This window comes from Sphingobacterium arenae (assembly GCF_014692505.1).
GTDB classification, from domain to species: domain Bacteria; phylum Bacteroidota; class Bacteroidia; order Sphingobacteriales; family Sphingobacteriaceae; genus Sphingobacterium; species Sphingobacterium arenae.
Genome location: NZ_JACNYK010000006.1, coordinates 141,504 through 166,773, shown reverse-complemented (window position 1 = coordinate 166,773; position 25,270 = coordinate 141,504). Strand labels below are relative to the sequence as shown.

Sequence of the window (25,270 nt, the reverse complement as noted above, 5' to 3'; positions counted from 1 at the left end):
GGGCGCGTGCTGTACGCCCCTCACTAACTCACCAATAACTTGTAGCCTTTTCCGTGTACATTCACAATTTCTACATTCGGGTCTTCCTTTAGATATTTACGCAATTTACTCAAAAACACATCCATACTACGGCCCGTAAAATAATTATCATCGTGCCATATTTTCACCAATGCTTCTTCTCGCGTAAGCACATCATTTTTATTCAAACATAGTAGTCGAAGCAACTCTGCTTCTTTGGTAGACAGTTTTTGCTGCTGCCCTTTAAAAGAAATAACTTGACTAGTATAATCGAAGAAATAATCCCCGATTTCAAACTTATCTGCTAACTCTTCGTCTTTCTCATTGGACACGCGTTTTAGCAACGCATGGATGCGAAGCAATAATTCTTCCACGCGGAATGGCTTTGTAATATAATCATCGCCACCCAATTCGAATGCTTGCGTTTTGTCTTCCATCATACCTTTTGCCGTGGCATAGATAATAGGCACAGTTTTGTCCATTTTTCGGATGTCCTTACCCAACGAAAATCCGTCTTTTTTTGGCATCATCACATCAAAAATGCATAGGTCATATTTGTCTTTGCGAAAAGCGGTCAGCGCTTCATCACCATCTTGCGTTAGTGTGACATCAAATTTTCCTTTTAACTCTAAGTAGTCTTTTAGAAGTTCGCCTAAATTAGGGTCGTCTTCAGCTAGTAATATTTTTTGCATACGCGTGTCCGTTTTTACACTTCACGATCAAGTGAAGCACCTTTTAATGGAAAAGTTAACTCAAAGACTGTGCCTTTGTCTTTTTCACTTTTTACTTGAATTTTACCGTTAAGTCTTTTTATAATATCGTTAACATAACTAAGTCCTAGCCCAAATCCTTTGACATTATGCACATTGCCGGTTGGAATCCGGTAAAACTGGTCAAAGATTTTCTCCTTTTGGTCTTTTGTCATTCCCATGCCCTTATCAGCGATAGTCACTAAAATATGATCTTTCGCGTTATACGTTTTTACGGTAATCTCGGGAGCGGCCTTACTATATTTAATAGCATTGTCCACTAAGTTAAAAAATACATTCGACAAATGGAGCTCATCACCAATCACTAAATCCTTTGGAGCTGATATATCTGTATGGAGTACCCCATTTGCACGGTGGAGCTGTAGGTTCATACTATCTAAAACATGGGCAACAACCGAGTTGATATGTACATCGACCTTTTCTATTTTTAGATTTTCCTTTTCTAAACGAGCGATATTCAAAACTCGTTCAATGTGATTCCCCAAACGAACATTTTCGTCATAAATAATATTAGCCAAGCGGTTTACACGCTTGCCATCGGCAGCAATCTCTGGGTCACGGAGCGATTCACTCGCAATCATAATAGTCGCAACGGGGGTTTTAAATTCATGCGTCATGTTATTCATGAAGTCGGTTTTCATCTCCGAAATTTTCTTCTGTCTGAAAATAATACTGAGGGTGTAAGCAAAGGCTCCGATAAGTAAAGCCAGAAGTGCTATCATCGGCAACATCATATAGCCCATGGTATCTCGGATTACAGATGACTTGTTGGGAAAGTAAACAGACAACAGCCCCGGGGAACTATTTAGGTCGTTCTCAAATAGTTTGGTACTATATTTCGCAAGTTGTTTCCTCGATTTCGGACTATTGCTTTGTAGTGTCTCGTAGATAATATAACTCTGATCGTCCCTCACCTCGATATTAAAGGGTACATAAATATCCCGTTTATTAAGTTCCCTGTCTAATTCCTTTTTTAAAAATTTAATGTTCAATCTTTCCCGGAACGGTTTTTTGGCCAGTAACATGCTTGATTGTACATCTTTCAAGATATGCTCACTTTTTCCACCAATAATAGCTAACGTATCAAAAAGTGTAGTCGCCTGCTGCAATTTCTTAGCATTTAGCATAACCAATTGCCTTTCCAACTCCTGCAACTGATCCGATATTTCGCTGTTTACACGTGGAATCAAGGTCGCTGTCTGCATGGCCTCCACTTGATTGTTTCTAAAGTATGGGATGATAAATCGAGTACTGTCATCTTTCGCCGGAACCAAAGGTACTTCTCGTGTTGCAGTTAATCGGATATCGGTATCAAAATAGCCTTCGCCCAAATATTTATTGTCTACATTAAAGTTTATAAAACTTTGGTAACGCTTCCTTCTGATATAGGTTTCATAAAAAGCATTATCAACATGAATAGCATTTGGAAAAACAGCTTTCAAGTTCTCTTCCTCCCCTCGATAACGCTGCTGATAATCAAACTGTTGCCTTTGTAGCTTTTTTATTTTCTCTTGAATTTGTAATTGACTGGCCAAAAGCTGCTCATTGCGTTCCCGCATCGCTTGGTCAGCTTTAAACTTTTCCTGGTTAATCCGATCCTGTTCCCGAGCAAATTCAAAAATTTCCTGCTTTTCAATTTTACTGGCAACCGAAGCAAGTGCTGCGGTAACACCTTCATCAAAAAGCTGGGATTTTTGTTTAAAGGATTCTCTTACAAAATAGTACTGCATAGCCATCACGCCTATTAAAGCAACAGACATTAACCATATAATCAATGTGATACTACGCTTCTTCATTTCAAACCACAAAAATAGGCATGGCTGGTCGTTAAAGGCTAGCCTTTAACACTATTTAACAGCGAACAACCTATAAATCAACTTTTTTATGTAACTTTAACTAGTGTAAATTAGCATTATCATATGAAATTGTTGCTAACTATATATTGTTGTTTATTATGCGCCTCATCTTTTGGGCAACGCAAAGACACCAACGCGGTGAAACAGAAATCCATATCACAGGTGGATACTGTAAAGATTCGTCTAATACGGAATCAAGACAGTATATTTTTAAAAAATAAAAAGGATAGTTCGATCGATATCCCTACGGTAAAACCCGACTCGCAGATCGCCTATGCAACACCGATAAAGAAATTATCGGGGAAAGGGTTATCTCCAATGCCTGGCACAGACAGCTTAGATGGTCAAAAAAATGCTTTTGACTCCGTATATTCCCCTAAGATAATCATCAAGACAGCCCCCTTTATAAAGTAAAATTCATCTTAAAATTACACATGGTATTTTTATATTTTAAGAGTTCGTGAATGCAATGCATTTTATGTAGGTTTGGTTATGGCATTGGTATACCTTAAAGAACTGGATACAGAAACGAAACTCGCGATATGGAAAATTGAGGAAACAGCGGAAGAACTGTTAGACCGCCTACAACTCGATGAGCGAGAGAAAGCTATATTGGACCGCTTCAGCAAGGGGAAACGTACCCTTCACTGGTTGGCGTCACGCGTCCTCCTCCGCTATCTTCTCAAAACAAATGAATTTATCTCCTGTCCGTCCGATGAAAACGGGAAGCCTTATTTACCAAATTACCCGTATGAAATATCATTTACGCACTCCTACGACTATGCCGGACTTATTATGAGTCAAAAAGGACCGTGTGGTATCGATCTTGAAATTATCAAAGATAAAGTGGTACGCATCAAAGAAAAATTCCTCAAGCCTGATGAACTGGCTTTCATTCTCAACGACAACATAGAACAATTGTATGCTTGTTGGTGCGCCAAAGAAGCTGTTTATAAACTACAAGGCAACAAAGGCATTTCTTTTCTGGAAAATATGACTATCCTGCCTTTTCAGTATAAACCACAAGGCGTTATGACCCTTATGCTCCGTAAAGGAGGATTAATTAAATCCTTCCAAGTATACTATGAAAATTTTCAAGATTACATGCTTGGTTACGTAGTGGACGAGCCTTAACAAACGACCCCTTGTTTCGGAGTAAACTTGACAATTTGTTAATTTATACCACATCATAGATTAACAAAAGTTAGCTTACTTTAAAAAACGAAGATAAAACAGATGAAACGAAACGTTGAATTGGTCGTTATCTCCGACGTTCACCTCGGAACGTATGGTTGTCGCTCGAAAGAGCTACTTAGATATCTCAACTCTATTAATCCTCAAAAGCTCATTCTCAATGGTGACATTATTGACATATGGCAATTTCGGAAAAGCTATTTCCCCGAATCGCATCTGCGTGTGCTAAAACATATTCTCGATCTGGCCTACAAGGGCTGTGACGTCGTATATATCACGGGTAATCATGACGAAATGCTCCGAAAATTTGGAAAGATGCAGTTCGGAAGGATCGAACTCACCAACCGAAAACTCTTGAACATTGACAACAAGAAGGTTTGGTTTTTCCATGGAGACGTTTTCGACGCATCCATACAACATACAAAATGGCTTGCGAAGCTTGGTGGGTGGGGATACGACCGATTGATTCAACTGAACAACATTATCAATTGGGGATTGGTAAAATTGGGTTATGAAAAGTATTCTTTATCAAAACGAATCAAAAACTCGGTAAAAAAAGCGATAAGATTCATTTCGGATTTTGAAGAAACCGCATCACACCTTGCGATCGAAAACGGTTATGATTACGTCGTCTGCGGCCATATACACCAACCACAAATTCGGCAGGTAGAAACAAAAAAAGGCGTGTGCACCTACATGAATTCGGGCGATTGGATTGAAAATCTAACCGCCTTGGAGTACCATCAGGGCAGATGGAACTTATTTAACTATGAAAACCACAAAATTCAATTGGAACAGCGACCTTCAGAGGACACAGATTTACAACGAAATGTAGAAGAGTTATTGAAAAGCATCGTTAACGGCCCGATTTAGAAACGCGCAATTTCGTTAATCTGCTCCTGTACAAACTTGGTTGTCAACTCGTCGATAAGTTGATCATCACTATCTAACTCGTCGTGCACTTTTGATAAATGGATTTTCAAAGGCAATACGTGCATACGCATATAGTTACATACGCCTGTGAAATGATCCACCCCGCGTATGTTACCATATTTCCCTGTTGACACCCCAACAAGTGCCGCTTTTTTATGGAAAAACGAAGCAGGAAAGGAACAGGCATCTATAAAAACCTTTAGTATCCCCGGGAAACTACCATTATACTCGGGAATGATGAAAACAAATTTTTGAGCCGCGGACACTAAAGCCTGTATTGGTTTAAAAGCTTCGCTACGTTTTCCATACAAATCCGTAACAGTAATATCACTAGGCAAATCAGATAGTGACAATAATTCCCACGATTCCCCCTTCCGCTGTAACTCCTGCTGGTAATATTTAGCAATTTTTAAAGAGTTGCTCCGCTCGCGATTTGTTCCTGATATAATTAAGTTCATCTAATTATTTTTCTTTTATTTGCTGATGAAGCCTCGATATAAATATGGAATACCATCTGTATCAATATTATTTATATCTCGGTTTCATCTGTTTATTTTTTGTCGTTTAATTGTCATATGGATCCTTTGATGATGAAAATAACCACAACAATGGCGAAGTTCATTGACATCTTAAAAACTTTTGAATACTTGTCGATAATCATTACCTCGTATACTTAATGATATTTTCATCATGTCGGGTCCATACTATAAAATAGTACTGTTACAAAAAGCCCTCATTCTATATAAAAGGATAATGCTATTTTTTGTATCTTAGCAACCTTAGCCGTTGGGTAAGAGCTTTTGCCAAAAATACGATTTTTAACATCATTTAAGCATTTGCTTTATTTTAGGAATGTAACTTTGGAAAGTTTTATTCGATCGGCGTTTAGATAAAAAAGGGGTTCAATCTCATGGGAAAAATAATAGCAATAGCCAATCAGAAAGGTGGTGTAGGAAAGACAACAACTTCTATCAATTTGGCGGCGAGTTTAGCTGTTTTGGAGCATAAGACATTGTTGGTAGACGCCGATCCTCAGGCAAACTCTACTTCGGGAATTGGGTTTGACCCTCGGGTGATCAAGGCAAGTGTATATGAATGTTTAGTGAATGACTTACCTCCTCGTGAGGCTATTCAGCAAACAGATACGCCCAACCTCGATTTGCTACCAGCACATATTGACCTCGTAGGTGCAGAAATTGAAATGATCAACATGCATGAGCGAGAATTCAAAATGAAGAAAATGCTGGATGAGGTAAAAGACGATTACGATTTCATTATCATAGATTGTTCGCCCTCGTTGGGATTAATTACCATAAATGCGTTAACAGCATCGGATTCGGTTATCATTCCGGTACAATGTGAATATTTTGCATTGGAAGGTCTAGGAAAACTGTTGAACACCATTAAAATAGTTCAAACACGACTAAATACAGATCTAGAGATCGAGGGTATACTATTAACCATGTATGATGTACGTCTTCGCTTGTCGAACCAGGTGGTGGAAGAGGTTCGTACGCATTTCAGCGATCTAGTTTTTGACACCATCATTCAACGAAATACCAGATTAAGCGAGGCACCTAGCTTTGGTATCTCCGTCATTATGCACGACGCATCATGTAAAGGTGCTATCAACTACTTAAATCTCGCACGTGAAATATTACAAAAGAATGGTTTAGTGACAGAGAATTCGCAAACAGCAACAGTATAGTATGGCAGTACAAAGAAAAACAGGATTAGGAAAGGGCTTGGGTGCGCTATTGCAAGGAGACGATCTACAAGTGACAAAGAACGCAGGCAAAGCAGATTCTGTCGCAAAAGAAAATACCAATACGGCTGCGGGCAGCATCAATTTTATTAAGGTTAGCCAAGTTGCCGTTAACCCCTTCCAACCCCGTACAGACTTCGATGAGCAAGCGTTGCAGGAGCTTTCGGAATCTATTAAAGTACAGGGACTAATCCAGCCCATTACCGTACGTCAGGTAGGAAAAAATGAATATCAATTAATTAGTGGTGAGCGCCGTTTACGAGCCGCAAAAATAGCCGGAATTGATGATATTCCTGCCTATGTGCGTACAGCCAATGATCAGCAAATGCTGGAAATGGCACTTATCGAGAATATCCAGCGCGAAAACCTCAACGCCATTGAAGTTGCATTGAGCTTCCAACGCATGATTGAAGAATGTAATCTTAAACAAGAAGAACTCGGTGAGCGAGTAAGTAAAAATCGCTCGACCGTAACGAACTATCTTCGTTTGTTGAAATTACCTCCCGTCATCCAGGCAGGTATTCGTGATGGACAGATTTCTATGGGGCATGCACGTGCACTAATCAATGTAGGCGAAATCGAAAAGCAGCTCTATGTCTATCAGGAAATTATCGACAAGGGACTTTCGGTACGGATGGCAGAGATTTTAGTCCGTAATATACAACAACAGAGCAAGCCGAAGAAAGCCCCTGTAGGGAAGCAATTGGACTTTCAGTACCAAAAAATTGAGGATGATCTAGCCTCTAGGTTCTCTACACGTGTAAAGCTAAACTTGAAAAACAACAGAGGTAAAGGAGCTATTGAAATTCCTTTTGAGAGTGAAGACGACCTAAGTCGCATCTTAGAATTATTGGACTGGTAATGCGTTACATATTTATATTGTTCTTAAGCATTTCTGCCTCACTTAACCTATGGGCGCAAGAGCAGGATTCAATAGTAAAAGGCGCAGATACGGCAATAGATACTGTGAAAAAGGAAAAGGCACTTCAGGATACTTTAGATCGATCCGTAGACTCCGTGGAAGCGGCGCAGGACACTATAAAAAAAGAGACCAGAAAAGAACGCAGAGCAAGGGAAAAAGCAGAAAAAGAACGGGAAAAATATTATTATAAAGACATCAAAAAGGATTCCGCTCGATTGGAAATTGAGCAGATTTCCCGCACAGCATGGAAACGTTCTTTGATTTTACCGGGCTGGGGACAATATACTAATAAAGGGTTGTGGTGGGTCAAAGTCCCCATCATATACGGTGGGTTGATCACCGGATATGTAGTATTTGATTACTGGCAGTGGTATTATAAAAAATTCCTGGATGAATTGGATTATCGTATAAAATACAACGATGCGCCGAATGATCCCGATCTCATTAACTGGGGAACACAAGGCTTGGTACAACAAAAAGATTATGGACGTAGAAACCGAGATTTGACCATTCTTATTACAGCCGGTTTTTGGGGATTAAATGTTGTAGAAGCCTACGTGGATTCTATGTTAAAATATAGATGGAATATCGGTTCCGACATGACGATGCGTGTTCGTCCTACGCTTATGCCTAGTATAAATACAACACACATAGGCTCACACGCTTTGGGAGGGTTTGGCGTAGCGCCGGGAATCAAACTTACAATGAATTTAAATTAAATTAGCCAGTTAATGAAAGTAGTAATTTTAGGTTACGGAAAAATGGGCCAGCTTATCGAAAAATTTGCAATGAAGCGTGGACACGAAATTTTTCTCATTATCGATAAAGATAACCGTGAATCCATTTCTGCGAATGATATTGCTGAAGCAGACGTCGCCATAGATTTCAGTGAACCTGCAGCAGCACTGGACAATATTCATTTGTGCTTTGAAGCAAATGTGCCTATAGTCGTTGGTACCACCGGTTGGTATGACCATTTGGATGAAGTAAAATCGATATGCGAAGATGAAAACCAAACGATGCTGTATGGTTCAAATTTTAGTATAGGCGTAAACGTTTTTTTCCATGTCAATAAACTTCTAGCAAAAGCGATGAGCCCCTACAAGCAATATGACGTTCAGGTGGAAGAAATACACCATATCCACAAGCTCGACGCTCCAAGCGGGACCGCAATTACCATCGCGGAAGGAATTTTAGAAAACACACCCAGCAAAATAAAATGGGTGAATGATGTCATTGGTGAGGGGGAAGAAGTGATTCCAAAACAAGATGAGTTACTGATTGAAAGTCATCGTATAGAAGAAGTTCCCGGCACACATACTGTTTTGTATAGTTCGGAAGTTGATCAGATCGAATTTAAACATACCGCACACAGTCGTGCCGGATTCGCTTTGGGCGCAGTGGTTGCCGCAGAATGGGTGCAAGATAAAAAAGGATTTTATCAAGTAACAGAGATGTTTGACTTTATTTAATAACCAATATGTATTATATCATTTTCGCCATATTAACGATTGCCACACTATACGGATTGTGGCTGCTATTCAGAAAGGCTGGAAAGCAGGGTTGGGAAGCTATTATTCCGTTTTATAGAGAGTACATCATGGCGCAATTAACGGCTCGCCCGACTTGGTGGGTTATTCTTCTTTTAGTACCTATTGTCAATATTTTTATTTTTTATGGTCTGTATCTCGATTTCCTAAAAGGTTTCGGGAAGCGTCGCTTTTGGGAAACCGTTGTCGGCGTGCTATTCCCTTTTATATTCCTACCTTTATGGGGAAGAGATCCCAATGTAAAATATCTAGGGCAGTCTAACACAGAAGAATTCCATAAAAAATACCCTTACAAAAAATCAGTCGCACGAGAGTGGGCAGATGCCATTATCTTTGCAACGATAGCAGCATCGTTGATTCGGGGTTTTCTCATCGAGGCTTATATGATCCCTACCGGATCGATGGAACGCAGTCTTTTGATTGGCGATTTTTTATTTGTAAGCAAACTAAACTATGGCCCTCGAATTCCGATTACTCCTATCGCCTTCCCGTTCGCACATCACACGATGCCCGTAACAGGAGGTAAAGCATATTCTGAAGTCATACAGCTACCTTACAAACGCTTACCCGGTTTTCAAAAAATCGAGCGGAATGATGTGGTCGTGTTCAATTTTCCGGCAGGAGACACTGTAGCGTTAGAATACCAAGAAACAACCTATTCTGACCTCGTGCGAAACATGGGAAAAGAAACGGTGCACAACCAATTTACCATCGTAACCCGTCCTATAGACAAGCGTGAAAATTATATCAAACGTTGTGTTGGAATGCCCGGTGATGTTGTATCACTAGAACGGGCAAAACTACTGATTAATGGAGAGCCCGCATTTACACCTCCAGAAATGCAACACGCTTATTTTGTTTACACGGATGGGTCCGGTCTCAACCGCGAAAGGATGCATGATTTACGTATTGATTTTCAGCAAATGTCTGACCCGAGCGTTTTCATGATGCATATAACTGTAAATCAAGCCGAAATGATTAAAAATTGGGGAAATGTGAAAGACGTAGAAATGATCGTCGATGATAGCACAATTGCATACCCCCACGACAAACACTACAGTTGGAGTATTGACAATTTCGGGCCGCTTACCATTCCTGCTAAAGATTGGACAATAACTTTGGATTCTCTCACCATTCCACTCTATGGACGCGCCATACGTGACTATGAAGGCAATACCCTAGAGAAAAAAGCAAACGACTATTACATCAACGGCGAGAAAGCAACGAGCTATACCTTTAAACAAAACTACTATTGGATGATGGGGGATAACAGGCATAACTCATTAGACTCCCGTTCATGGGGTTTTGTTCCAGAAGATCATATCGTCGGTAAAGCACTATTTACTTGGATGAGTTGGGATGAAAAGGGAACATTCCTTTCTAAAATACGTTGGAACAGGATCTTCAAAGGAATTCATTAACAGCAAAACCCGTACTGCGCGACATGTGTAATAGAAACATACATTATCCAGTACGGGTCTTTTAAATACTTTATACTTTTAGAGCAGCTAAATATCGCTTTATTGTCTCTTCCAATCCCAGATACAACGCATCGGCTATAAGTGCGTGGCCAATGCTAACTTCCAAAAGTCCGGGAATATGCTCGTTAAAATATTTAAGGTTATGAAGATCCAAGTCGTGACCAGCATTTAATCCAAGCCCTACTTCTTGCGCTTTTCTAGCGGCTCTTATATAAGGTGCTATAGCTTTTTGATCATCATAACCAAACTCCGCTGCATAGGCTTCCGTATAAAGCTCAATTCTATCGGTTCCCGTCTCTGCTGCCCCCTCTACCATCTCCTCGTCGGGATCTACAAAAATAGATACACGAATTCCGCTATCTTGGAAGCGTTTTACCATATCTTTCAAATAGGCTCGGTTTTGTATGGTATTCCAGCCGTGATTGGATGTTATCTGATCAAGCGAATCTGGGACCAAAGTTACCTGTGTTGGCTTATTCGCCAATACCAAGTCCACAAACTTAGGCTCTTGGCAATTTCCCTCTATATTGAATTCCGTAGTAATCTCCGTCTTGAGGTCATAAACATCTTGATAGCGTATATGCCGTTCATCTGGGCGTGGATGTACAGTAATCCCTTGTGCTCCAAAACGCTCGCAGGCCAATGCCGCGGCAACTACGTTGGGAATATTTCCACCTCTGGAATTTCGTAGTGTCGCAATTTTATTAATATTTACCGATAACTTTGTCATCATACTTTTTTTCGAACAGTTAAAATTATACTTCCAAATTCGCCAAAGAAGAAGCCGCTTCACTATCTAATACAAACTCCACCTGTTCACAGGTCTTCAAAAACGTGGCCGGTATTTCTGCCGTAATCTCACTTTCCATCGTTTTTTTAACGATTTCTGCTTTCCCCGTCCCCCAAGCCATCAACATAATTTTCTTAGCCGCCAATATCGTATCAATACCCATGGTAATCGCTTCCGTAGGTGTATATTCTTTACCACCAAAGGTAGATGCCGCATCTGTACGTGTCACATCATTCAGCTCCACCAAACGTGTTTTTGAATAGCGTTCTGCCCCCGGCTCATTAAAGCCAATGTGTCCCGTCCGACCGATGCCTAAAAGCTGAATATCTATCCCCCCGAATGCAGCGATCTTATTTTCGTAGGCCAAACAATATTCCTTAATCTTTTCCTTCGGTAGAGTTCCGTCTGGAATATGAACATTATCTGGTTGGATATCAATATGATCAAACAGGTGTTTCTTCATAAAAGTGACATAACTCTGCTGTGAATCGGGCTGCATCGGATAATATTCATCAAGATTAAAAGAAACCACATTTCTAAAACTCAGTCCATCTTCTCGATGTAAACGGACAAGTTCTTCATAAACATACATCGGAGTCGATCCCGTTGCCAGACCCAAAACAACCTGTTCAGCTTCGCGCTGCTTTGCTCGAACTAGCGACGCAATACGTTGAGCAACATCAATCGAGGCTGTTTTCGCATCTGGATAAACCGAAATAACGGGATGATCAGCATTAAATTTTTCCTGAGGAAAGGTGTGTGACATAATAAATACTTGCTTAAATTCTCTTTTCTAAAGATAAGGAGCAAAGTAACAGAAAACAAACCAAGCGGTATAAAATGCGCGAACAACCTTTTAAGAAAATCCAAAAAAAATCTTAAATTGCAAAAAGATAATGAACAATTTTGATCCAAACATTCTCAGCGGTTTTCGACTACTGGATATCATTGATATTTTTCTAGTAGCCATTATCATCTATTATATCTATAGCTTGATAAAGGGTACGATTGCTGTTAATATCCTAATAGGAATAGCCCTTTTCTACGGCATCTACTTGGTTGTTAAACAAATGGAAATGCGTCTGCTTACGGAAATCTTCGGCGGTTTCATCTCCGTCGGTTCCATTGCGTTAATTGTTGTTTTTCAGCAGGAAATACGACGTTTTTTAATCCACATCGGAAAAAATATTTCTCTTCGGCGAAAGAAGTTCTTTTGGTCGTTTTTAAACACAAAAAAAACAGCCCAAATGGACAATGGGGAACAAATAAAGCCAATTATCGATGCCTGCCGTAGCATGTCTCGCTCCCGGACTGGTGCCCTCTTGGTTTTTTCCCGTTACTTTGACGAAGAATATTATCAATCCAGCGGGGAATATATCGACGCACCCGTGTCCAAACGTTTGTTGGAGAGTATTTTTTTTAAAAACAGCCCGCTGCATGATGGCGCCGTCGTTATTGTTGACTTTCGCATCATGACAGCAAGCTGTGTTTTACCATTATCAGATAGTGAAGATCTTCCCCCTCAGTTTGGATTACGCCACCGAGCAGCAATCGGTGTCACCGAGGTTTCAGAGGCAATTGCCGTTATTGTGTCCGAAGAAACTGGCGAAATATCATTTACAAAAGATGGGAACGTCAATATGAACCTCAGCCCTGAAGAACTCGAAAAAATATTGAAAGAAGAACTCTAGTACTTCCTATTGCCAACCTCCCCCAAGTGCCTTGTAAATGACAATTTCATTCAACAGCTCTTCTTTCTGTACTTCTACCTCATCTAATTCAGCAGCGACCGCATCTTTTTGTGCTGTAATAATTTCCAGATAGGATACACGTCCGGCGATAAACAGTTCGTTAGCTGCCGCTACAGCTCCTTTGAGTGCTTCTACCTCCTCTTGCACATATTGCTGCCGCTGTTCAATATGATCTTGTGTTTTCACGGCGTTTGACACTTCGTTATAGGCATTAAGCACCCTCTTTTCATATTCCAAAAAACGCAGTCCATACATTGCTTTGTAAGTTTCATACTGGCTTTTCAACTGTCGCTGGTTGAAAATAGGTGCCGTCAGCCCCCCAGCTAGACCATACGTCAATGATTTATCTACGTTGACGAGCTTGTTAAAGCTAAATGCTTGCAAGCCTACAAACGGAGACAATACAACACTGGGAAGGAATGCTGCCCTAGCAAATTTCACATCCTGCTCCGATCCGATAAGTTGGAACGAGGCTTCTCTAATATCCGGTCGCAATGCAAGCATTTGAAAAGGTGCCCCCACATCCAATTTTTCAAACAAAGGCTGGCCAAAACCAGCTTCTGTTCTTTGAACCGGTACATTAAAACGTCCAGTCAAGTAATTAATATGATGTTCCAACAATACAATTTCCTGTCTAGTCCGCTCACGTTCGGCTCTTGAATTTGCCAAAAAAGCTTTAAACTGCTGTACACCAAGCTGCGTAGCCCGACCCGCATCCTTTTGTAATTCTGTGATTTCCAAAGCTTGCTCATTCAGTACAATATTGTTGTTAAAAACATTAATTTTCGCATCCAAGCTCAACAACTCGTAATATGCCGAAGCAATATTCGTAACTAACTCCGTCTCAACCAGGCGTCTGGCTTCATTCTCCGCCAGTAAACTATTAAAAGCAGCATTTTTCTGTGCTCGTAGCTTGCCCCATAAATCGAGCTCCCAGGAAGCACGAACGCCTACAAAATAGTCCGGGATAGCGGGTTCCGGTATTTTTTCATCATCTTTCAAATTTTCCGAAAAATTCGAATCATAATTACCAATCCCCTCCTCGGTATAGAAGCCGTACTTTCTCAACCCTGCTTCGGCTGCCAAATCTAAGCTGGGTAGTAAAGCCGCTTTTCTTTGCTTAAAACTTGCCTGTGCAATTTCAATACGTTGTACAGCCTGCTGCAAATCATAATTATAAACTAATGCAGAATCGATTAATTCTTTCAAGTAAGGATCGGTAAAAACGTCTTTCCACGATTGGTAAGCAATTGATGTCGTGTCCGTATTTACAGCCGTCAGACTATCATCTTGCTTAAACCTCGTCGGCAGTTCAGCGTGTGTCCCCTTTTCCAATTGCTTTGGTACACTACACGATACAATCAAACTCATAGTTAGCACGAATACTGTCGCTACTTGTGATGTCATCTTCTTCTTCTTTTTTTCCTTTTTCTTCCGCGAACAAAGCACGTATAATCCCGGAATAATAATTACGCCAAATAATGTCCCAATGAACATTCCTCCTACAGAAGCGGTACCAATCGTTCGGTTTCCAATAGCTCCTGCACCCGAAGCCAGCATCAATGGTATTAAACCAGCAATAATCGCGAACGACGTCATTAATATCGGTCGTAGTCTCACATAAGCACCTTCGATTGCTGCCTGTAACACGCTCATGCCTTGCTTTTGTTTCAATACCGCATATTCGACGATGAGGATGGCATTCTTTCCAAGTAAACCAATCAACATGACCAAGGCCACTTGGGCATAAATATCATTTTCCAGTCCCAATAATTTTAAGAACAAGAAGGAGCCAAAGATACCGGCTGGCAATCCGAGGATAACTGGAAGGGGCAATAGGAAGCTCTCATATTGAGCAGAAAGCAATAAATAAACAAAGACCAAACACAGCGCAAAAATATAAATCGCCTGATTTCCTGAAATAACCTGCTCTCGCGTCATACCCGCCCATTCTATCACATATCCTTGCGGCAACTGCTCGGCTAGTTCCTGAATCGTTTCGATAGCCTGCCCTGTACTAAAGCCTGCTGCTGGTTGTCCATTTAACATAGCCGACGTAAACATATTATACCGCGTAATTTGCTCTGGACCATAAATACGTCGCATCTGGATAAAAGACGAATACGGCACCATTTCACCATCTGCGGTCTTCACAAAGAGATTTAAAACGTCCTCTGGGCGTTGTCGATAGTGTGGATCGGCCTGTACCATAACCTTATACATCTGACCATAACGGATAAAATTCGTAGCATAAAAACTTCCCATCAACGTCTGCAAAGTGGTCATCGCATTTTCCACTGAAATACCTCTTTTAGCAGCCATATCGTAATCGACTTCTAACATATATTGCGGGAAACTCACATCAAAACTAGAAGAAACACCCTCGATAGCCTCTGAGTTGTTGAGAGCCGTAATAAATTCTTCCACAACATCTGCCGTTCGATTTAAATCTTCATTTCCACTACGATCCAATAACCGCAATTCAAAACCCGATGCATTACCGAACCCAGGAACCGTAGGCGGCGGAAAAAACTCTATCTCTGCGTCAGCGATATGCGCTGTCAGCTGTTGTAATTCTCGCATAACATCATCTACAGTCACGTTCCGTTCATCCCAAGGTTTAAGGTTGATCATCCCCATTCCGTAAGAAGCGCCTGAAACCTCCGTTAGAAGACTATATCCGGCCAATGTTGATACCGTTTCGACTGATTCTAAGCCGCGGGCAATTTCTCCCACTTCATTCAGGGCACGTTCTGTACGGTCTACCGTTGCTCCCGGTGGCGTCGTTACATTGACATACACCATTCCCTGGTCTTCGGTCGGGATAAAGCCGGATGGCAATATACTACTAGCGCCCCAAGTAGCGACGAAGAAGAAAATAAGCATCCCCACGGTTACCATTCGGCGTCCCGCAATACGTGTCAATAGTTTTCGGTAACTGCCCGCAGTTTTATCGTAGGAAGCATTAAATTTTTTAAAGAATTTACTTAGCCAGCTATTGGATTCCTTTTTATCGTGTGGCGAACGGAGGATAAGTGCACACAGAGCCGGTGTCAGGGTTAACGCATTAATTCCCGAGATCACAATCGCCGCCGCCAGCGTCAGCGAAAACTGTCGGTAGAACACACCCACCGGCCCGGAGAGAAACGCTACCGGTATAAACACGGCAGACATAACCAAAGTAATCGCGATAACGGCAGAACCCACTTCTTTCATGGCGGCGAGCGTCGCCTCCATCGGAGGTAAGTGCTCTTCCTCCATTTTGGCAAAGACGGCTTCTACCACGACAATACCGTTATCCACCACGATACCAATGGCAAGGACGAGTGCAAATAATGTTAACAAGTTAATAGAGAAGCCCATCATCATCATAAAAAATAGGGCTCCGATCAAACTTACAGGAACGGCAAGAATGGGAATAATAGTTGCTCTAAAATCTTGCAGGAAGATAAATACCACCAAGAAGACTAAGATAAACGCCTCTATTAACGTTTTTATCACACTTGACATCGATGCATCCAAAAACCGTGAGACATCATAGCCCATACTATATTCCATTCCTGGAGGGAAGGTCATCACTTTCAACTCTTCCATACGATCCTTAACACGCTGAATCACATCCTGTGCATTCGATCCTGGGAGTTGTTTCATCATAATGGAGGCCGATGGCCGACCATCTGCTTTTGACGCCATCTCATATTCTAGCGAACCGAATTCAACCTCAGCTATATCTTTAACCCGCAGAATCGAACCATCCGAATTAGCTCGAATAGGAACATTAGCGTATTCTTGGGGTTCAGTAAACCGCCCCGGATAGCGTAACACGTATTGCTGCATATTCACCGTCTTATCCGAGCCAATCCCCGTTTGTCCGGGGGCTGCCTCAATATTCTGCCGGCGTAACGCCTCAATAACCTCCTCCGTTGATATCTGATAGGAAGCCAAACGATCAGGTTTTAACCATACCCGCATGGCATAATCCTTGAAGCCCATAATTTCGGCAAAACCGACGCCTTCGATCCGTTTTAACTCTTTCAGAATGTTAATATCTGTAAAATTATAGATAAACCGTTCGTCTGCTGTTTCATCGGTCGAATAAATATTGAGGTACATCAGCATACTGTTCACCTCTTTTTCCGTCGTGACCCCTGCACGGATAACTTCCTCCGGAAGCTCGTCTAGCACGGTCGTGACTCTATTTTGGACGTTCACCGCAGCAATATCCGGATCCACGCCCACATTAAAGGTCACCTGTATAAGCGTATTACCATTATTTGTACTAACGGTATTCATGGAAGTCATACCCGCCACGCCGTTGATCGCACGCTCCAGCGGAATGGCTACCGCATCTGTACTGACTTCCGCATTCGCACCGGTATAATTTGCCGTTACGACCACCGACGGTGGCACGATATCCGGAAATTGTGTAATAGGCAATGTAAATAAAGCCAAAAGTCCCAACAATGTGATAAAAATAGATATCACCAACGAAAGAACTGGTCGTTTTATATAAGTTTCAAACATGAAGTTATTTGCTAAAAATTAGTGGATATCCAATCGCATTATTGCTGGGTCACAGATTTTATTTTCATTCCATCACGAAGTCCTCGTACACCTTCAAATACAATTTTTTGGTTATCATCGAGGCCACCTTCCACAATATAATAATGTCCCACACGCGATCCCGCTTGGAATGGCTGCATCTTCACGGTCGAATTATCATCCACGACATAGACATATGCCTTATCTTGAATCTCTACAACTGATTTTTGGTGTACAAATTTGGTATCTCCTGTCGAGACAGGTACCGCAATTTTACCGGATGCACCGTGTTTTAATATCCCTTCCGAGTTAGGAAATTTTGCGCGCAACGAGATAGAGCCTGTTCCAGGGTTGAATTCACTTTCGACAATTTTTGCTTCCCCGCCATACGGATACTCTTCACCATTTGCCAAAACAAGCTTGACCGTTCTTTTAAACGTATTGCTACGGAAATTAGAATCACTAGCCAAATCCAGGTATTCCGATTCTGAAATATCAAAATAGACATTGACCTTTCCTAAGTCTGATATCGTCGTGATCAACGAGCCTTCCTCAAGCAATGAGCCTTCTTTCAATTGAATTCGGTCAATACGCCCGTTAAAAGGGGCACGTATACGCGTTTGGGAGAGTTTAGTCTGCATCTGGTTCTTTACCGCTTTAGCCTCCTCTATTTTAGACAATGCCGCTTTATATTGTACAGCTATAAGATCAGCCTCCGTCGCAGACACAATATTTTTCGCGACCAATTTTTTGGTCCGTTCCTTCTCTAACTCTACCTTTTTTGCTTCCGAAATGGCAATATTGAGTGCTGCTTCCGCTTTTGCATAATCTGCTTTATACTCTTCGTCATTAAGTTGAAAAAGAACCTCGCCGGCCTTAACCAGCGACCCCTCATCGACATAGATTTTTTCCAAAAAACCTGTTAAACGCGATCGCAATTCCACGTTTTTCGTGGCTTGGATATCCGCAATATATTCTTTATAAACCGTGGTATCCATTACGGTAAGACTTACCACAGGCACCTGTTTCACCATCTCTACGCTATTTTCTGTACTCTTAACGGTGCAACTACCAGCAAACAACGCCAACCCTACTATCGGGAATACCAATGAAAGTGTCTTCATGTACTATAATATTTATTACTTACTAAAAAAATGATCAATCTATATTAAACTCTAACTCTTCGCGATATGCGATGTGTTTAAATATCACTCCCGTTATATCTGAATTTTATTCACATAAACAAGAAAAAAGTAGCTTAAGTTTAACAACAAGGCACACTAATTCCGTCTATTGATGCGTGTTGAATCGAAGTTCACCGCTAACATTTGCGAAATTATTCGAAGATTTGGGAAACTATTAGGAAAGAAAAAAGCTAGAAAGGCTGTAGCCTATGTAAGTATGTGTAATAATTGGGAATAATTCTTCTCTTTTTTCCGTCGTATACCGGATGCTTTACATAGGAAGCTACCTGTTTAAAGGAAAATAAGACGGCCAATACCAATACAAAGAGGGACAAAGATAAGGTCTGATGTTCGTGCGACCTATACTCATCGTAGAGGATTTCGACATCCGCCGCATCCTTATCAATCGGAAGAGCGAATACGTCATCTAAAACAATCTCCAAAAGAGACTCACCGTTTAACAGCGAATCATCATAGCGCATAGCGAAACCAGTCTCTGGCTGATAAGCCAAGATATTCAGGTAACATAGCAACACAATGGAATGAACAATCTTAAATAACATGTGCAGCAAAATTACTAAGCTTATGCGACGTTAACTATCTTCCATTGTAAAAAAACTGTTATTTCTAAGTTTATAAAAAAACAACCCGGAGTTTCCTCCGGGCCGTGTCTACTTTTATAAATACTAATTATCTGAAATTATTCTGCACGCAATATCTTGGCTGCTTCTACCATCGATTCCAACGCCGCTTTTGTTTCCGGCCACGCACGGGTCTTCAAACCACAATCCGGGTTTACCCACAATTGCTCCGCAGGTACTACCGCTTTTGCTTTGCGGAGCAAGTGTACCATTTCCTCCGTACTCGGCACGCGCGGTGAGTGAATATCATACACCCCCGGACCAATATCATTTGGATATTTGAAATCTCCAGCAAATGCGTCGAGCAATTCCATTTGCGAACGCGATGTCTCTATCGTGATGACATCAGCATCCATCGCAGCAATGTCTTCAATGATATCATTGAATTCGGAGTAACACATATGCGTATGGATTTGTGTGTCGTCTTCCACATTGGATGAAGAAACGCGGAACGCGCGAACAGCCCAGTTTAAATAATCCTTTTGATCTGCCTTGCGTAAAGGAAGCCCTTCCCGAATAGCCGGCTCATCAATTTGAATAATTTTGATGCCCGCTTTTTCCAATGCTTGCACCTCGTCCAAAATAGCTAAAGCGATTTGATAAGTTGTAGTCGAACGCGGTTGATCATTACGTACAAACGACCATTGTAAAATTGTAACCGGCCCAGTCAACATACCTTTTACCGGACGGTTAGTTAAGGATTGTGCGTAAGCAGACCAACGAACCGTCATATCCGCAGGGCGGTAAACATCGCCATAAATAATCGGAGGTTTTACACAACGGGAGCCATAAGACTGTACCCATCCGTTTTTCGTGAACGCATAACCTGCTAGTTGCTCACCGAAGTATTCTACCATATCATTACGCTCAAACTCGCCGTGCACTAACACGTCAATATCAAGATCTTCTTGCAATCGTATAGTTCTTTCGGTTTCTTCCGCGATCTCTTTATCGTATTGCTCTTGTGTAATTGTACCTTTTTTCAAGTCTGCTCTCCACTTACGGACATCTTTCGTCTGCGGAAAAGATCCGATGGTTGTTGTCGCAAAAGCCGGCAAATTAAATTTCGTCTGTTGCGCCGCTTTACGGGCAGAGAATGGAGAAGTACGTGTTGCGTCGTCATCTGTGATATTCGCTGTGCGTTCTTTCACCTCCGGTCTGTGAATCAAAGGCGATGTACGACGGCTTTCCGCAGCCGATTTGTTCGCCTCAAAACGCTCTGTCGTTTTCGCATCCACCTCACCATCAGCCAACACAGCTAAATCTTTCACTTCTGCTAATTTCTGTTTTGCAAAAGCCAGCCAATTCTTCACCTCAGCCGGCAAAGATTCTTCATTATCTTCGTTATCTAAATCAAACGGAACGTGCAGCAACGATGAAGAAGGAGCTACCCATACGCGGTCAGCACCCAGCGCGTCTACAGCTTGTTTAATTTTTGCCAACGATTTTTCATAGTCGTTTTTCCAAATGTTTCTACCTTCCACAACACCCAAAGAGAGCGTTAAGGATGCAGGAACTTTTGATAAAACAGTATCTAGTTGATTTTCTCCACGAACAAGGTCAAGGTGAAGCGCGTGAACGGGTAAGTTCACAGCTGTTTCCTCATTGTCGCGGAGTGCTTCGAAATAAGTCGCCACAATTAATTTGATGCCTTTAGCAGCTGTCACTAATTTTTCGAAAACTTTACTATATAAAGTGCGCGTAGCATCATCAATATCCAAGGCCAAGAAAGGCTCATCAATCTGCACATATTGTGCACCTGCATCAGCCAGTTTGCCCAAAATTTCTTCGTAAACAGGCAATAATCTATCGATCAAATCAATCCGATTGAAGCCTTCTTCTTTTTCTTTACCTACTAAAAGGTAAGTTATCGGACCAATCAATACAGGTTTTGTCTCAATACCGAATGATTTAGCTTCCTTATATTCGTTCAGGAATTTTTCCGAAGTCAATTTAAAGGTCTGATCTTTCGTAAATTCGGGAACTAGGTAATGATAATTCGTATCGAACCATTTTGTCATTTCCATCGCGGTGACATCGACACCTTCTTCCTGAAAACCGCGTGCCATCGCAAAATACAAGTCTAAATTATATTGACGGTCGATTCGATTTAACAATGACTTATAACGGGCTGGAATAGCTCCCACAGTCAACGACAGGTCCAATACTTGGTCATAAAAGGAGAAGTCGTTCGATGGAATCAGGTCAATACCTGCATCCTGTTGTGTTTTCCAATTGCTTTCCCGGATTTTAAGTCCAGCTTGCAATAATTCTTCCGCGCTGATTTTTTTAGCCCAATATGCTTCATTGGCCTTTTTCAATTCACGGAACGCACCCACTCGTGGGTATCCTAAATTGTTTGTTAATAACATAAATATTACGTGTTGTGTTTAAATTCTTTTACCGTTTGCTTTGGAGAAAAGGACACCAGAAGAAGTGTGCTCAGCTTATCATTCTCCCTAAGGAGTAGAATGTAGCACCTTGTCAAGGGACAGGTTGCTAAGGCTTCACCGGGTCTACTCCCTCGGCCTTTCTCTATAAGCGGTGCTAAGATAAGAATAAAACGGGATTTGACAAATTTTTCTTCACTCTCTTTTTCTCAAGAGCGACACACAGCAGGATAGTACTTTATAAAATAGTGCGTATATTCGCTACACTTTTTTATAAATTACTCTTTTAATAATGAGCAAGAAAATCGTATATCGATATAGTTCAAAATATCCTTCTATCGCCGATTTAAGGAAAAAAGCTAAATCCCGGATTCCAAAATTTGCATTTGATTACCTCGAAGGTGGTTGTAACGAGGAATGGAACTTAGCAAAAAATGAAAGTGACTTCGACGATATTGTACTTAAACCGCAGTACCTTCGCGTATCTGGCGACATCGACATGTCCGTAGAGCTTTTTGGCAGGCGTTACAGCGCACCATTTGGTATCTCACCCATTGGCCTCCAAGGACTGATGTGGCCTAATGCCCCTGAAATTCTAGCCAAAGCAGCGGCCAAAAATGATATTCCCTATACACTAAGTACGGTATCTACCGCTAGTATCGAACGTATCGCAGAGGTCTCCGAGGGTAAAGCGTGGTTTCAACTTTACCATCCTACCGAAAATAGGCTTCGCGATGACATTTTGCACCGTCTTGCAACAGCAGAATGTCCTGTATTGGTTGTATTGGTCGACGTTCCGTCCTTTGGCCTTCGCTATCGCGAAATCAAAGCCGGCTTGTCCATGCCACCCAAAATGAATATCTCCAACATCACCCAAGCTATGACACGCCCGCTATGGGGTATCAAAACGCTGCAACACGGCATACCTTCCTTCGCCACCTTAAAACCTTATATGGAAAAAGGTCTTGACCTTGCACAATTAGGCAAGTTTATGGATCGGACCTTTACCGGTAAGGTCAATATAGAAAAAGTAAAAGCTATCCGTGATATTTGGAAAGGCGCGCTTGTCGTAAAAGGCATCACAAGCGATGAAGATATGGAAGCCGTTATTAGCATAGGAGCTGACGGCGTGATCGTATCCAATCACGGAGGACGTCAAATCGATGCTGGAGAGTCTTCTATTAATTCATTGATACATCTCGCAAGCAATCCTATTTATAAAGAAAAAATAAAAATTATGTTGGATGGCGGTATACGCTCCGGCGTGGATCTTGCACGTGCGCATGCCGTTGGTTCCGAATTTAACTTTATGGGACGTCCGTTTATGTACGGTGTTGGCGCATTAGGTGACGAGGGAGGAGAACATACTATCAATTTGTTCAAAGCACAGCTATATCAAGTGATGCAGCAACTCACGTTAGAGAATGTAAGTCAATTCCCAGAACGGTTATTGAAAAGATAAGCGTAAAAGGATCTGTCAATGGCAGGTCTTTTTATACTTTTTTTTCTCCTAGTTGTTCTTTCTGCAATGACAGACGTTTATTCGCTTTGTATATCTTCACCGCGATCAGGAAATACGCCAGCAATAAGGGGCCATAAACCAGCCCGATGAGCCCAAATAACGGAAGTCCGATAATAACACCTATCACCGTGATCAGCGGATGAATATTTCCGATCTTCTTATTAATCATAAAACGGAGTACATTATCGATATTAATAACCAGACCAAACCCCCAAATAATTAGCCCTAACCCTTGCCAAGTTTGCCCCTGGGAAAGCAATATTAATGCCGCCGGCACAAAAATTAACGGAGGTCCCAAAAGTGGTATAAACGACAGAATCGCACAGATAACACCCCAGAACAACGCATCGCTAACCCCAAATATCCAGAAACCAATCGCCAAGCACCCCCCTTGAACGATAGCGATGATCGTTTGCCCTACAATATTAGAGTAGGTAATATTTTTCAATTCTGATCCGAAGGAAACCGCCTGTTCCTCGTCGAACGGCAAATAGTATAATATACCACTTTCAAACCCTCGGTAGTTGACAAACAAAAAATATAGAATGAAATACATCACTGTTATTTCCAGAAATATGTTTGCCGCACCTCCTAACACCGCCGTCAGCAACTTACCAAAATAAGCTGCACTCGATTCAAGCTGCTCCTGAAGCAGATCAGGTTTACCCAACTTATCTCCCGCAAATTGGTTTATGGCGTTAATAACCTGTTTTATCCAAGTCGGATTTTCCTGCAGTTCTATTGCCTTCCTAACGAGCATACTACCAATCCCAACGAAAGGTAATACGATGATGAAAATAGAAACGATAATAATAACCACAGCAGACAAAGGCCTAGGCCATCGCCATTTCTCGATAAAAAAAATATTTAACGTACGAAAGAGCGTGTACATCACCAGCGTACCTAAAAACGCACCAAAAATTCCTCGTGTGGCATATAAGAGGATACCACCTAATGCGAGGACGATCAAGAGAATAATGACGTTTCTCTCTTTTTGTGAAAAAACAGGATTGTTCATACAGCTAATAGTGTCTATAACGGATGAACAATTATATTAAAAGTTTGGTTTTCGCTTTTCCAAGAAAGCCGCAACTCCTTCCTTAAAATCCATCGTATCAAAAGCATCTGCAAAGGCGTCCATTTCTTCTTCGTATCCCTTTTCCGGTTGCATAAGCCCCATATTCACCACCCGGATAGCAGCTGCGATCGCTTTTTGCGAACGTTGGTATATTTTTTCCAAGAGCCTTTCACAGGTAGGAATCAATTCCTCGGATGACACTACTTGATTAACCAGCCCCCATTGCAACGCATCTTGCGCATCGATCATCTCACCGGTCATAATCATTTCCAATGCTTTTCCGCGTCCAACCAATTGCGGCAACCGTTGTGTACCGCCGTATCCCGGAATAATTCCTAGAGAAACCTCCGGAAGTCCCATCTTTGCTTGTTCACTCGCCAAGCGGATGTGGCATGCCATCGCCAATTCCAACCCTCCACCCAATGCAAACCCATTGATAGCCGCAAGCACTGGTTTCGGAAAAGTATACAGTTCATCCATGACCTCTTCCTGTCCCGATTTCGATAGTTGCCGCGCCTCAGCAGACGAAAATTTCTGAAATTCTTTAATGTCGGCACCCGCCACAAAAGCTTTATCTCCCACACCGGTTAAGATTATACCCCGGACATCATCATCCACTTTTAGTCTTGTCAATATTTCCGCAAGTTCTTTTAAGACAAGCGTATTCAGTGCATTCAACTTATCCGGTCTATTTACCGTGATATAAGCCGTTTTATTTTTAATCTCCAACAGAAAATATAAAGGTGCTTCTTTCATCATAGTAAATTATTCTAAAGGTGATGGAGCAATCAGGTCTTTCACCCCGTGTTTGTTTAATTATTTGTTCAAGAGATCGCAAGCTCAGTTCATTCCTCCCTGTAAGATTTCCGCTAAATCATAGTGG

At 41.5% G+C, this 25,270-nt stretch carries 21 protein-coding genes and 1 riboswitch; of the genes, 10 read left to right on the top strand and 11 right to left on the bottom strand.

The window, feature by feature from the left end; genetic code table 11:
- Positions 1–23: 23 nt before the first annotated feature.
- Positions 24–710, bottom strand: a complete 687-nt coding sequence (locus H8B17_RS17615; RefSeq protein ID WP_190310551.1) for a response regulator transcription factor — start codon at positions 708–710, stop codon at positions 24–26.
- A gap of 14 nt (positions 711–724) precedes the next feature.
- The gene (locus H8B17_RS17610) at positions 725–2,584 is read right to left on the bottom strand and encodes a sensor histidine kinase (protein WP_190310550.1); all 1,860 of its coding nucleotides are present in this window, start codon (positions 2,582–2,584) and stop codon (positions 725–727) included.
- Between the two features lie 198 nt (positions 2,585–2,782).
- On the opposite strand from H8B17_RS17610, the gene H8B17_RS17605 reads away from it, so the two are divergent.
- The 3 genes from H8B17_RS17605 (at position 2,783) to H8B17_RS17595 (ending at position 4,711) form a co-directional block, all read left to right on the top strand.
- Positions 2,783–3,058 carry a hypothetical protein gene (locus H8B17_RS17605; RefSeq protein ID WP_190310549.1) on the top strand — a complete coding sequence of 92 codons (276 nt, stop codon included), beginning with the start codon at positions 2,783–2,785 and terminating at the stop codon, positions 3,056–3,058.
- Between the two features lie 78 nt (positions 3,059–3,136).
- Positions 3,137–3,778, top strand: coding sequence for a 4'-phosphopantetheinyl transferase family protein (locus tag H8B17_RS17600; RefSeq protein ID WP_190310548.1), 642 nt, complete (start codon positions 3,137–3,139; stop codon positions 3,776–3,778).
- Positions 3,779–3,880: 102 nt separating this feature from the next.
- Positions 3,881–4,711, top strand: a complete 831-nt coding sequence (locus H8B17_RS17595) for a UDP-2,3-diacylglucosamine diphosphatase (protein ID WP_190310547.1) — start codon at positions 3,881–3,883, stop codon at positions 4,709–4,711.
- Here H8B17_RS17595 and H8B17_RS17590 read toward each other — a convergent pair.
- Positions 4,708–5,229 (bottom strand): NADPH-dependent FMN reductase, encoded by a 522-nt coding sequence (locus H8B17_RS17590; RefSeq protein ID WP_190310546.1) that lies wholly within the window; start codon positions 5,227–5,229, stop codon positions 4,708–4,710. The two genes, H8B17_RS17595 and H8B17_RS17590, sit on opposite strands and share 4 nt — an antisense overlap.
- A gap of 452 nt (positions 5,230–5,681) precedes the next feature.
- Between H8B17_RS17590 and H8B17_RS17585 the strand changes: the two genes are divergently transcribed.
- Genes H8B17_RS17585 through lepB form a run of 5 tightly spaced genes read left to right on the top strand, consistent with a single transcriptional unit; the run spans position 5,682 to position 10,429 of the window.
- On the top strand, positions 5,682–6,479 hold the full coding sequence (locus H8B17_RS17585; protein ID WP_190310545.1) for a ParA family protein: 798 nt from the start codon (positions 5,682–5,684) through the stop codon (positions 6,477–6,479).
- A gap of 1 nt (position 6,480) precedes the next feature.
- Positions 6,481–7,398 carry a ParB/RepB/Spo0J family partition protein gene (locus H8B17_RS17580; protein ID WP_190310544.1) on the top strand — a complete coding sequence of 306 codons (918 nt, stop codon included), beginning with the start codon at positions 6,481–6,483 and terminating at the stop codon, positions 7,396–7,398.
- Positions 7,398–8,177 (top strand): DUF5683 domain-containing protein, encoded by a 780-nt coding sequence (locus H8B17_RS17575; RefSeq protein ID WP_190310543.1) that lies wholly within the window; start codon positions 7,398–7,400, stop codon positions 8,175–8,177. The genes H8B17_RS17580 and H8B17_RS17575 overlap by 1 nt, the downstream gene beginning before the upstream one ends.
- A gap of 12 nt (positions 8,178–8,189) precedes the next feature.
- On the top strand, positions 8,190–8,930 hold the full coding sequence (gene dapB / locus H8B17_RS17570; RefSeq protein ID WP_190310542.1) for a 4-hydroxy-tetrahydrodipicolinate reductase: 741 nt from the start codon (positions 8,190–8,192) through the stop codon (positions 8,928–8,930).
- A gap of 8 nt (positions 8,931–8,938) precedes the next feature.
- Complete coding sequence (lepB, locus tag H8B17_RS17565) at positions 8,939–10,429, top strand: signal peptidase I (RefSeq protein WP_190310541.1); 1,491 nt, start codon at positions 8,939–8,941, stop codon at positions 10,427–10,429.
- Positions 10,430–10,499: 70 nt separating this feature from the next.
- On the opposite strand, the gene H8B17_RS17560 is transcribed toward lepB, so the two are convergent.
- Together H8B17_RS17560 and nagB are read right to left on the bottom strand one after the other, a co-directional pair.
- A complete protein-coding gene (locus tag H8B17_RS17560) occupies positions 10,500–11,219 on the bottom strand; it encodes a pyridoxine 5'-phosphate synthase (RefSeq protein WP_190310640.1) in 720 nt (239 codons plus the stop codon).
- Between the two features lie 25 nt (positions 11,220–11,244).
- On the bottom strand, positions 11,245–12,045 hold the full coding sequence (nagB, locus tag H8B17_RS17555; protein WP_190310540.1) for a glucosamine-6-phosphate deaminase: 801 nt from the start codon (positions 12,043–12,045) through the stop codon (positions 11,245–11,247).
- Positions 12,046–12,175: 130 nt separating this feature from the next.
- Between nagB and cdaA the strand changes: the two genes are divergently transcribed.
- The gene (cdaA, locus tag H8B17_RS17550; protein ID WP_190310539.1) at positions 12,176–12,970 is read left to right on the top strand and encodes a diadenylate cyclase CdaA; all 795 of its coding nucleotides are present in this window, start codon (positions 12,176–12,178) and stop codon (positions 12,968–12,970) included.
- A 6-nt stretch (positions 12,971–12,976) separates the two neighbouring features.
- Here the strand turns inward: cdaA and H8B17_RS17545 are convergent, their stop codons facing one another.
- From H8B17_RS17545 to metE, 4 genes are all read right to left on the bottom strand, one after another.
- A complete protein-coding gene (locus H8B17_RS17545; RefSeq protein ID WP_190310538.1) occupies positions 12,977–17,554 on the bottom strand; it encodes an efflux RND transporter permease subunit in 4,578 nt (1,525 codons plus the stop codon).
- A gap of 38 nt (positions 17,555–17,592) precedes the next feature.
- Positions 17,593–18,696 (bottom strand): efflux RND transporter periplasmic adaptor subunit, encoded by a 1,104-nt coding sequence (locus H8B17_RS17540; RefSeq protein ID WP_190310537.1) that lies wholly within the window; start codon positions 18,694–18,696, stop codon positions 17,593–17,595.
- A 251-nt stretch (positions 18,697–18,947) separates the two neighbouring features.
- Positions 18,948–19,319: a hypothetical protein gene (locus tag H8B17_RS17535; RefSeq protein ID WP_190310536.1), complete on the bottom strand. Its 372-nt coding sequence runs from the start codon at positions 19,317–19,319 to the stop codon at positions 18,948–18,950.
- 137 nt (positions 19,320–19,456) lie between these two features.
- Positions 19,457–21,769: a 5-methyltetrahydropteroyltriglutamate--homocysteine S-methyltransferase gene (gene metE / locus H8B17_RS17530; RefSeq protein ID WP_190310535.1), complete on the bottom strand. Its 2,313-nt coding sequence runs from the start codon at positions 21,767–21,769 to the stop codon at positions 19,457–19,459.
- Positions 21,770–21,841: 72 nt separating this feature from the next.
- Positions 21,842–21,941, bottom strand: a riboswitch (SAM riboswitch).
- Positions 21,942–22,079: 138 nt separating this feature from the next.
- Here metE and H8B17_RS17525 point away from each other — a divergent pair.
- Positions 22,080–23,249, top strand: coding sequence for an alpha-hydroxy acid oxidase (locus H8B17_RS17525; RefSeq protein WP_190310534.1), 1,170 nt, complete (start codon positions 22,080–22,082; stop codon positions 23,247–23,249).
- A 31-nt stretch (positions 23,250–23,280) separates the two neighbouring features.
- On the opposite strand, the gene H8B17_RS17520 is transcribed toward H8B17_RS17525, so the two are convergent.
- Together H8B17_RS17520 and H8B17_RS17515 are read right to left on the bottom strand one after the other, a co-directional pair.
- Positions 23,281–24,327 carry an AI-2E family transporter gene (locus H8B17_RS17520; protein ID WP_190310533.1) on the bottom strand — a complete coding sequence of 349 codons (1,047 nt, stop codon included), beginning with the start codon at positions 24,325–24,327 and terminating at the stop codon, positions 23,281–23,283.
- A gap of 36 nt (positions 24,328–24,363) precedes the next feature.
- On the bottom strand, positions 24,364–25,146 hold the full coding sequence (locus H8B17_RS17515) for an enoyl-CoA hydratase/isomerase family protein (protein WP_223816654.1): 783 nt from the start codon (positions 25,144–25,146) through the stop codon (positions 24,364–24,366).
- Positions 25,147–25,270 lie beyond the last annotated feature (124 nt).

What these genes read in the sequence shown, in the direction of transcription:
- H8B17_RS17585 (WP_190310545.1), top strand. Translation starts at nt 5,682, where the DNA reads ATGGGAAAAATAATAGCAATAGCCAATCAGAAAGGTGGTGTAGGAAAG.
- lepB (WP_190310541.1), top strand. Translation starts at nt 8,939, where the DNA reads ATGTATTATATCATTTTCGCCATATTAACGATTGCCACACTATACGGA.
- H8B17_RS17580 (WP_190310544.1), top strand. Translation starts at nt 6,481, where the DNA reads ATGGCAGTACAAAGAAAAACAGGATTAGGAAAGGGCTTGGGTGCGCTA.
- H8B17_RS17615 (WP_190310551.1), bottom strand. Translation starts at nt 710, where the DNA reads ATGCAAAAAATATTACTAGCTGAAGACGACCCTAATTTAGGCGAACTT.
- H8B17_RS17610 (WP_190310550.1), bottom strand. Translation starts at nt 2,584, where the DNA reads ATGAAGAAGCGTAGTATCACATTGATTATATGGTTAATGTCTGTTGCT.
- H8B17_RS17535 (WP_190310536.1), bottom strand. Translation starts at nt 19,319, where the DNA reads ATGTTATTTAAGATTGTTCATTCCATTGTGTTGCTATGTTACCTGAAT.
- H8B17_RS17515 (WP_223816654.1), bottom strand. Translation starts at nt 25,146, where the DNA reads ATGATGAAAGAAGCACCTTTATATTTTCTGTTGGAGATTAAAAATAAA.
- H8B17_RS17600 (WP_190310548.1), top strand. Translation starts at nt 3,137, where the DNA reads ATGGCATTGGTATACCTTAAAGAACTGGATACAGAAACGAAACTCGCG.
- nagB (WP_190310540.1), bottom strand. Translation starts at nt 12,045, where the DNA reads ATGTCACACACCTTTCCTCAGGAAAAATTTAATGCTGATCATCCCGTT.
- H8B17_RS17525 (WP_190310534.1), top strand. Translation starts at nt 22,080, where the DNA reads ATGAGCAAGAAAATCGTATATCGATATAGTTCAAAATATCCTTCTATC.
- H8B17_RS17590 (WP_190310546.1), bottom strand. Translation starts at nt 5,229, where the DNA reads ATGAACTTAATTATATCAGGAACAAATCGCGAGCGGAGCAACTCTTTA.
- H8B17_RS17545 (WP_190310538.1), bottom strand. Translation starts at nt 17,554, where the DNA reads ATGTTTGAAACTTATATAAAACGACCAGTTCTTTCGTTGGTGATATCT.
- H8B17_RS17540 (WP_190310537.1), bottom strand. Translation starts at nt 18,696, where the DNA reads ATGAAGACACTTTCATTGGTATTCCCGATAGTAGGGTTGGCGTTGTTT.
- H8B17_RS17595 (WP_190310547.1), top strand. Translation starts at nt 3,881, where the DNA reads ATGAAACGAAACGTTGAATTGGTCGTTATCTCCGACGTTCACCTCGGA.
- H8B17_RS17520 (WP_190310533.1), bottom strand. Translation starts at nt 24,327, where the DNA reads ATGAACAATCCTGTTTTTTCACAAAAAGAGAGAAACGTCATTATTCTC.
- H8B17_RS17575 (WP_190310543.1), top strand. Translation starts at nt 7,398, where the DNA reads ATGCGTTACATATTTATATTGTTCTTAAGCATTTCTGCCTCACTTAAC.
- cdaA (WP_190310539.1), top strand. Translation starts at nt 12,176, where the DNA reads ATGAACAATTTTGATCCAAACATTCTCAGCGGTTTTCGACTACTGGAT.
- dapB (WP_190310542.1), top strand. Translation starts at nt 8,190, where the DNA reads ATGAAAGTAGTAATTTTAGGTTACGGAAAAATGGGCCAGCTTATCGAA.
- H8B17_RS17560 (WP_190310640.1), bottom strand. Translation starts at nt 11,219, where the DNA reads ATGACAAAGTTATCGGTAAATATTAATAAAATTGCGACACTACGAAAT.
- metE (WP_190310535.1), bottom strand. Translation starts at nt 21,769, where the DNA reads ATGTTATTAACAAACAATTTAGGATACCCACGAGTGGGTGCGTTCCGT.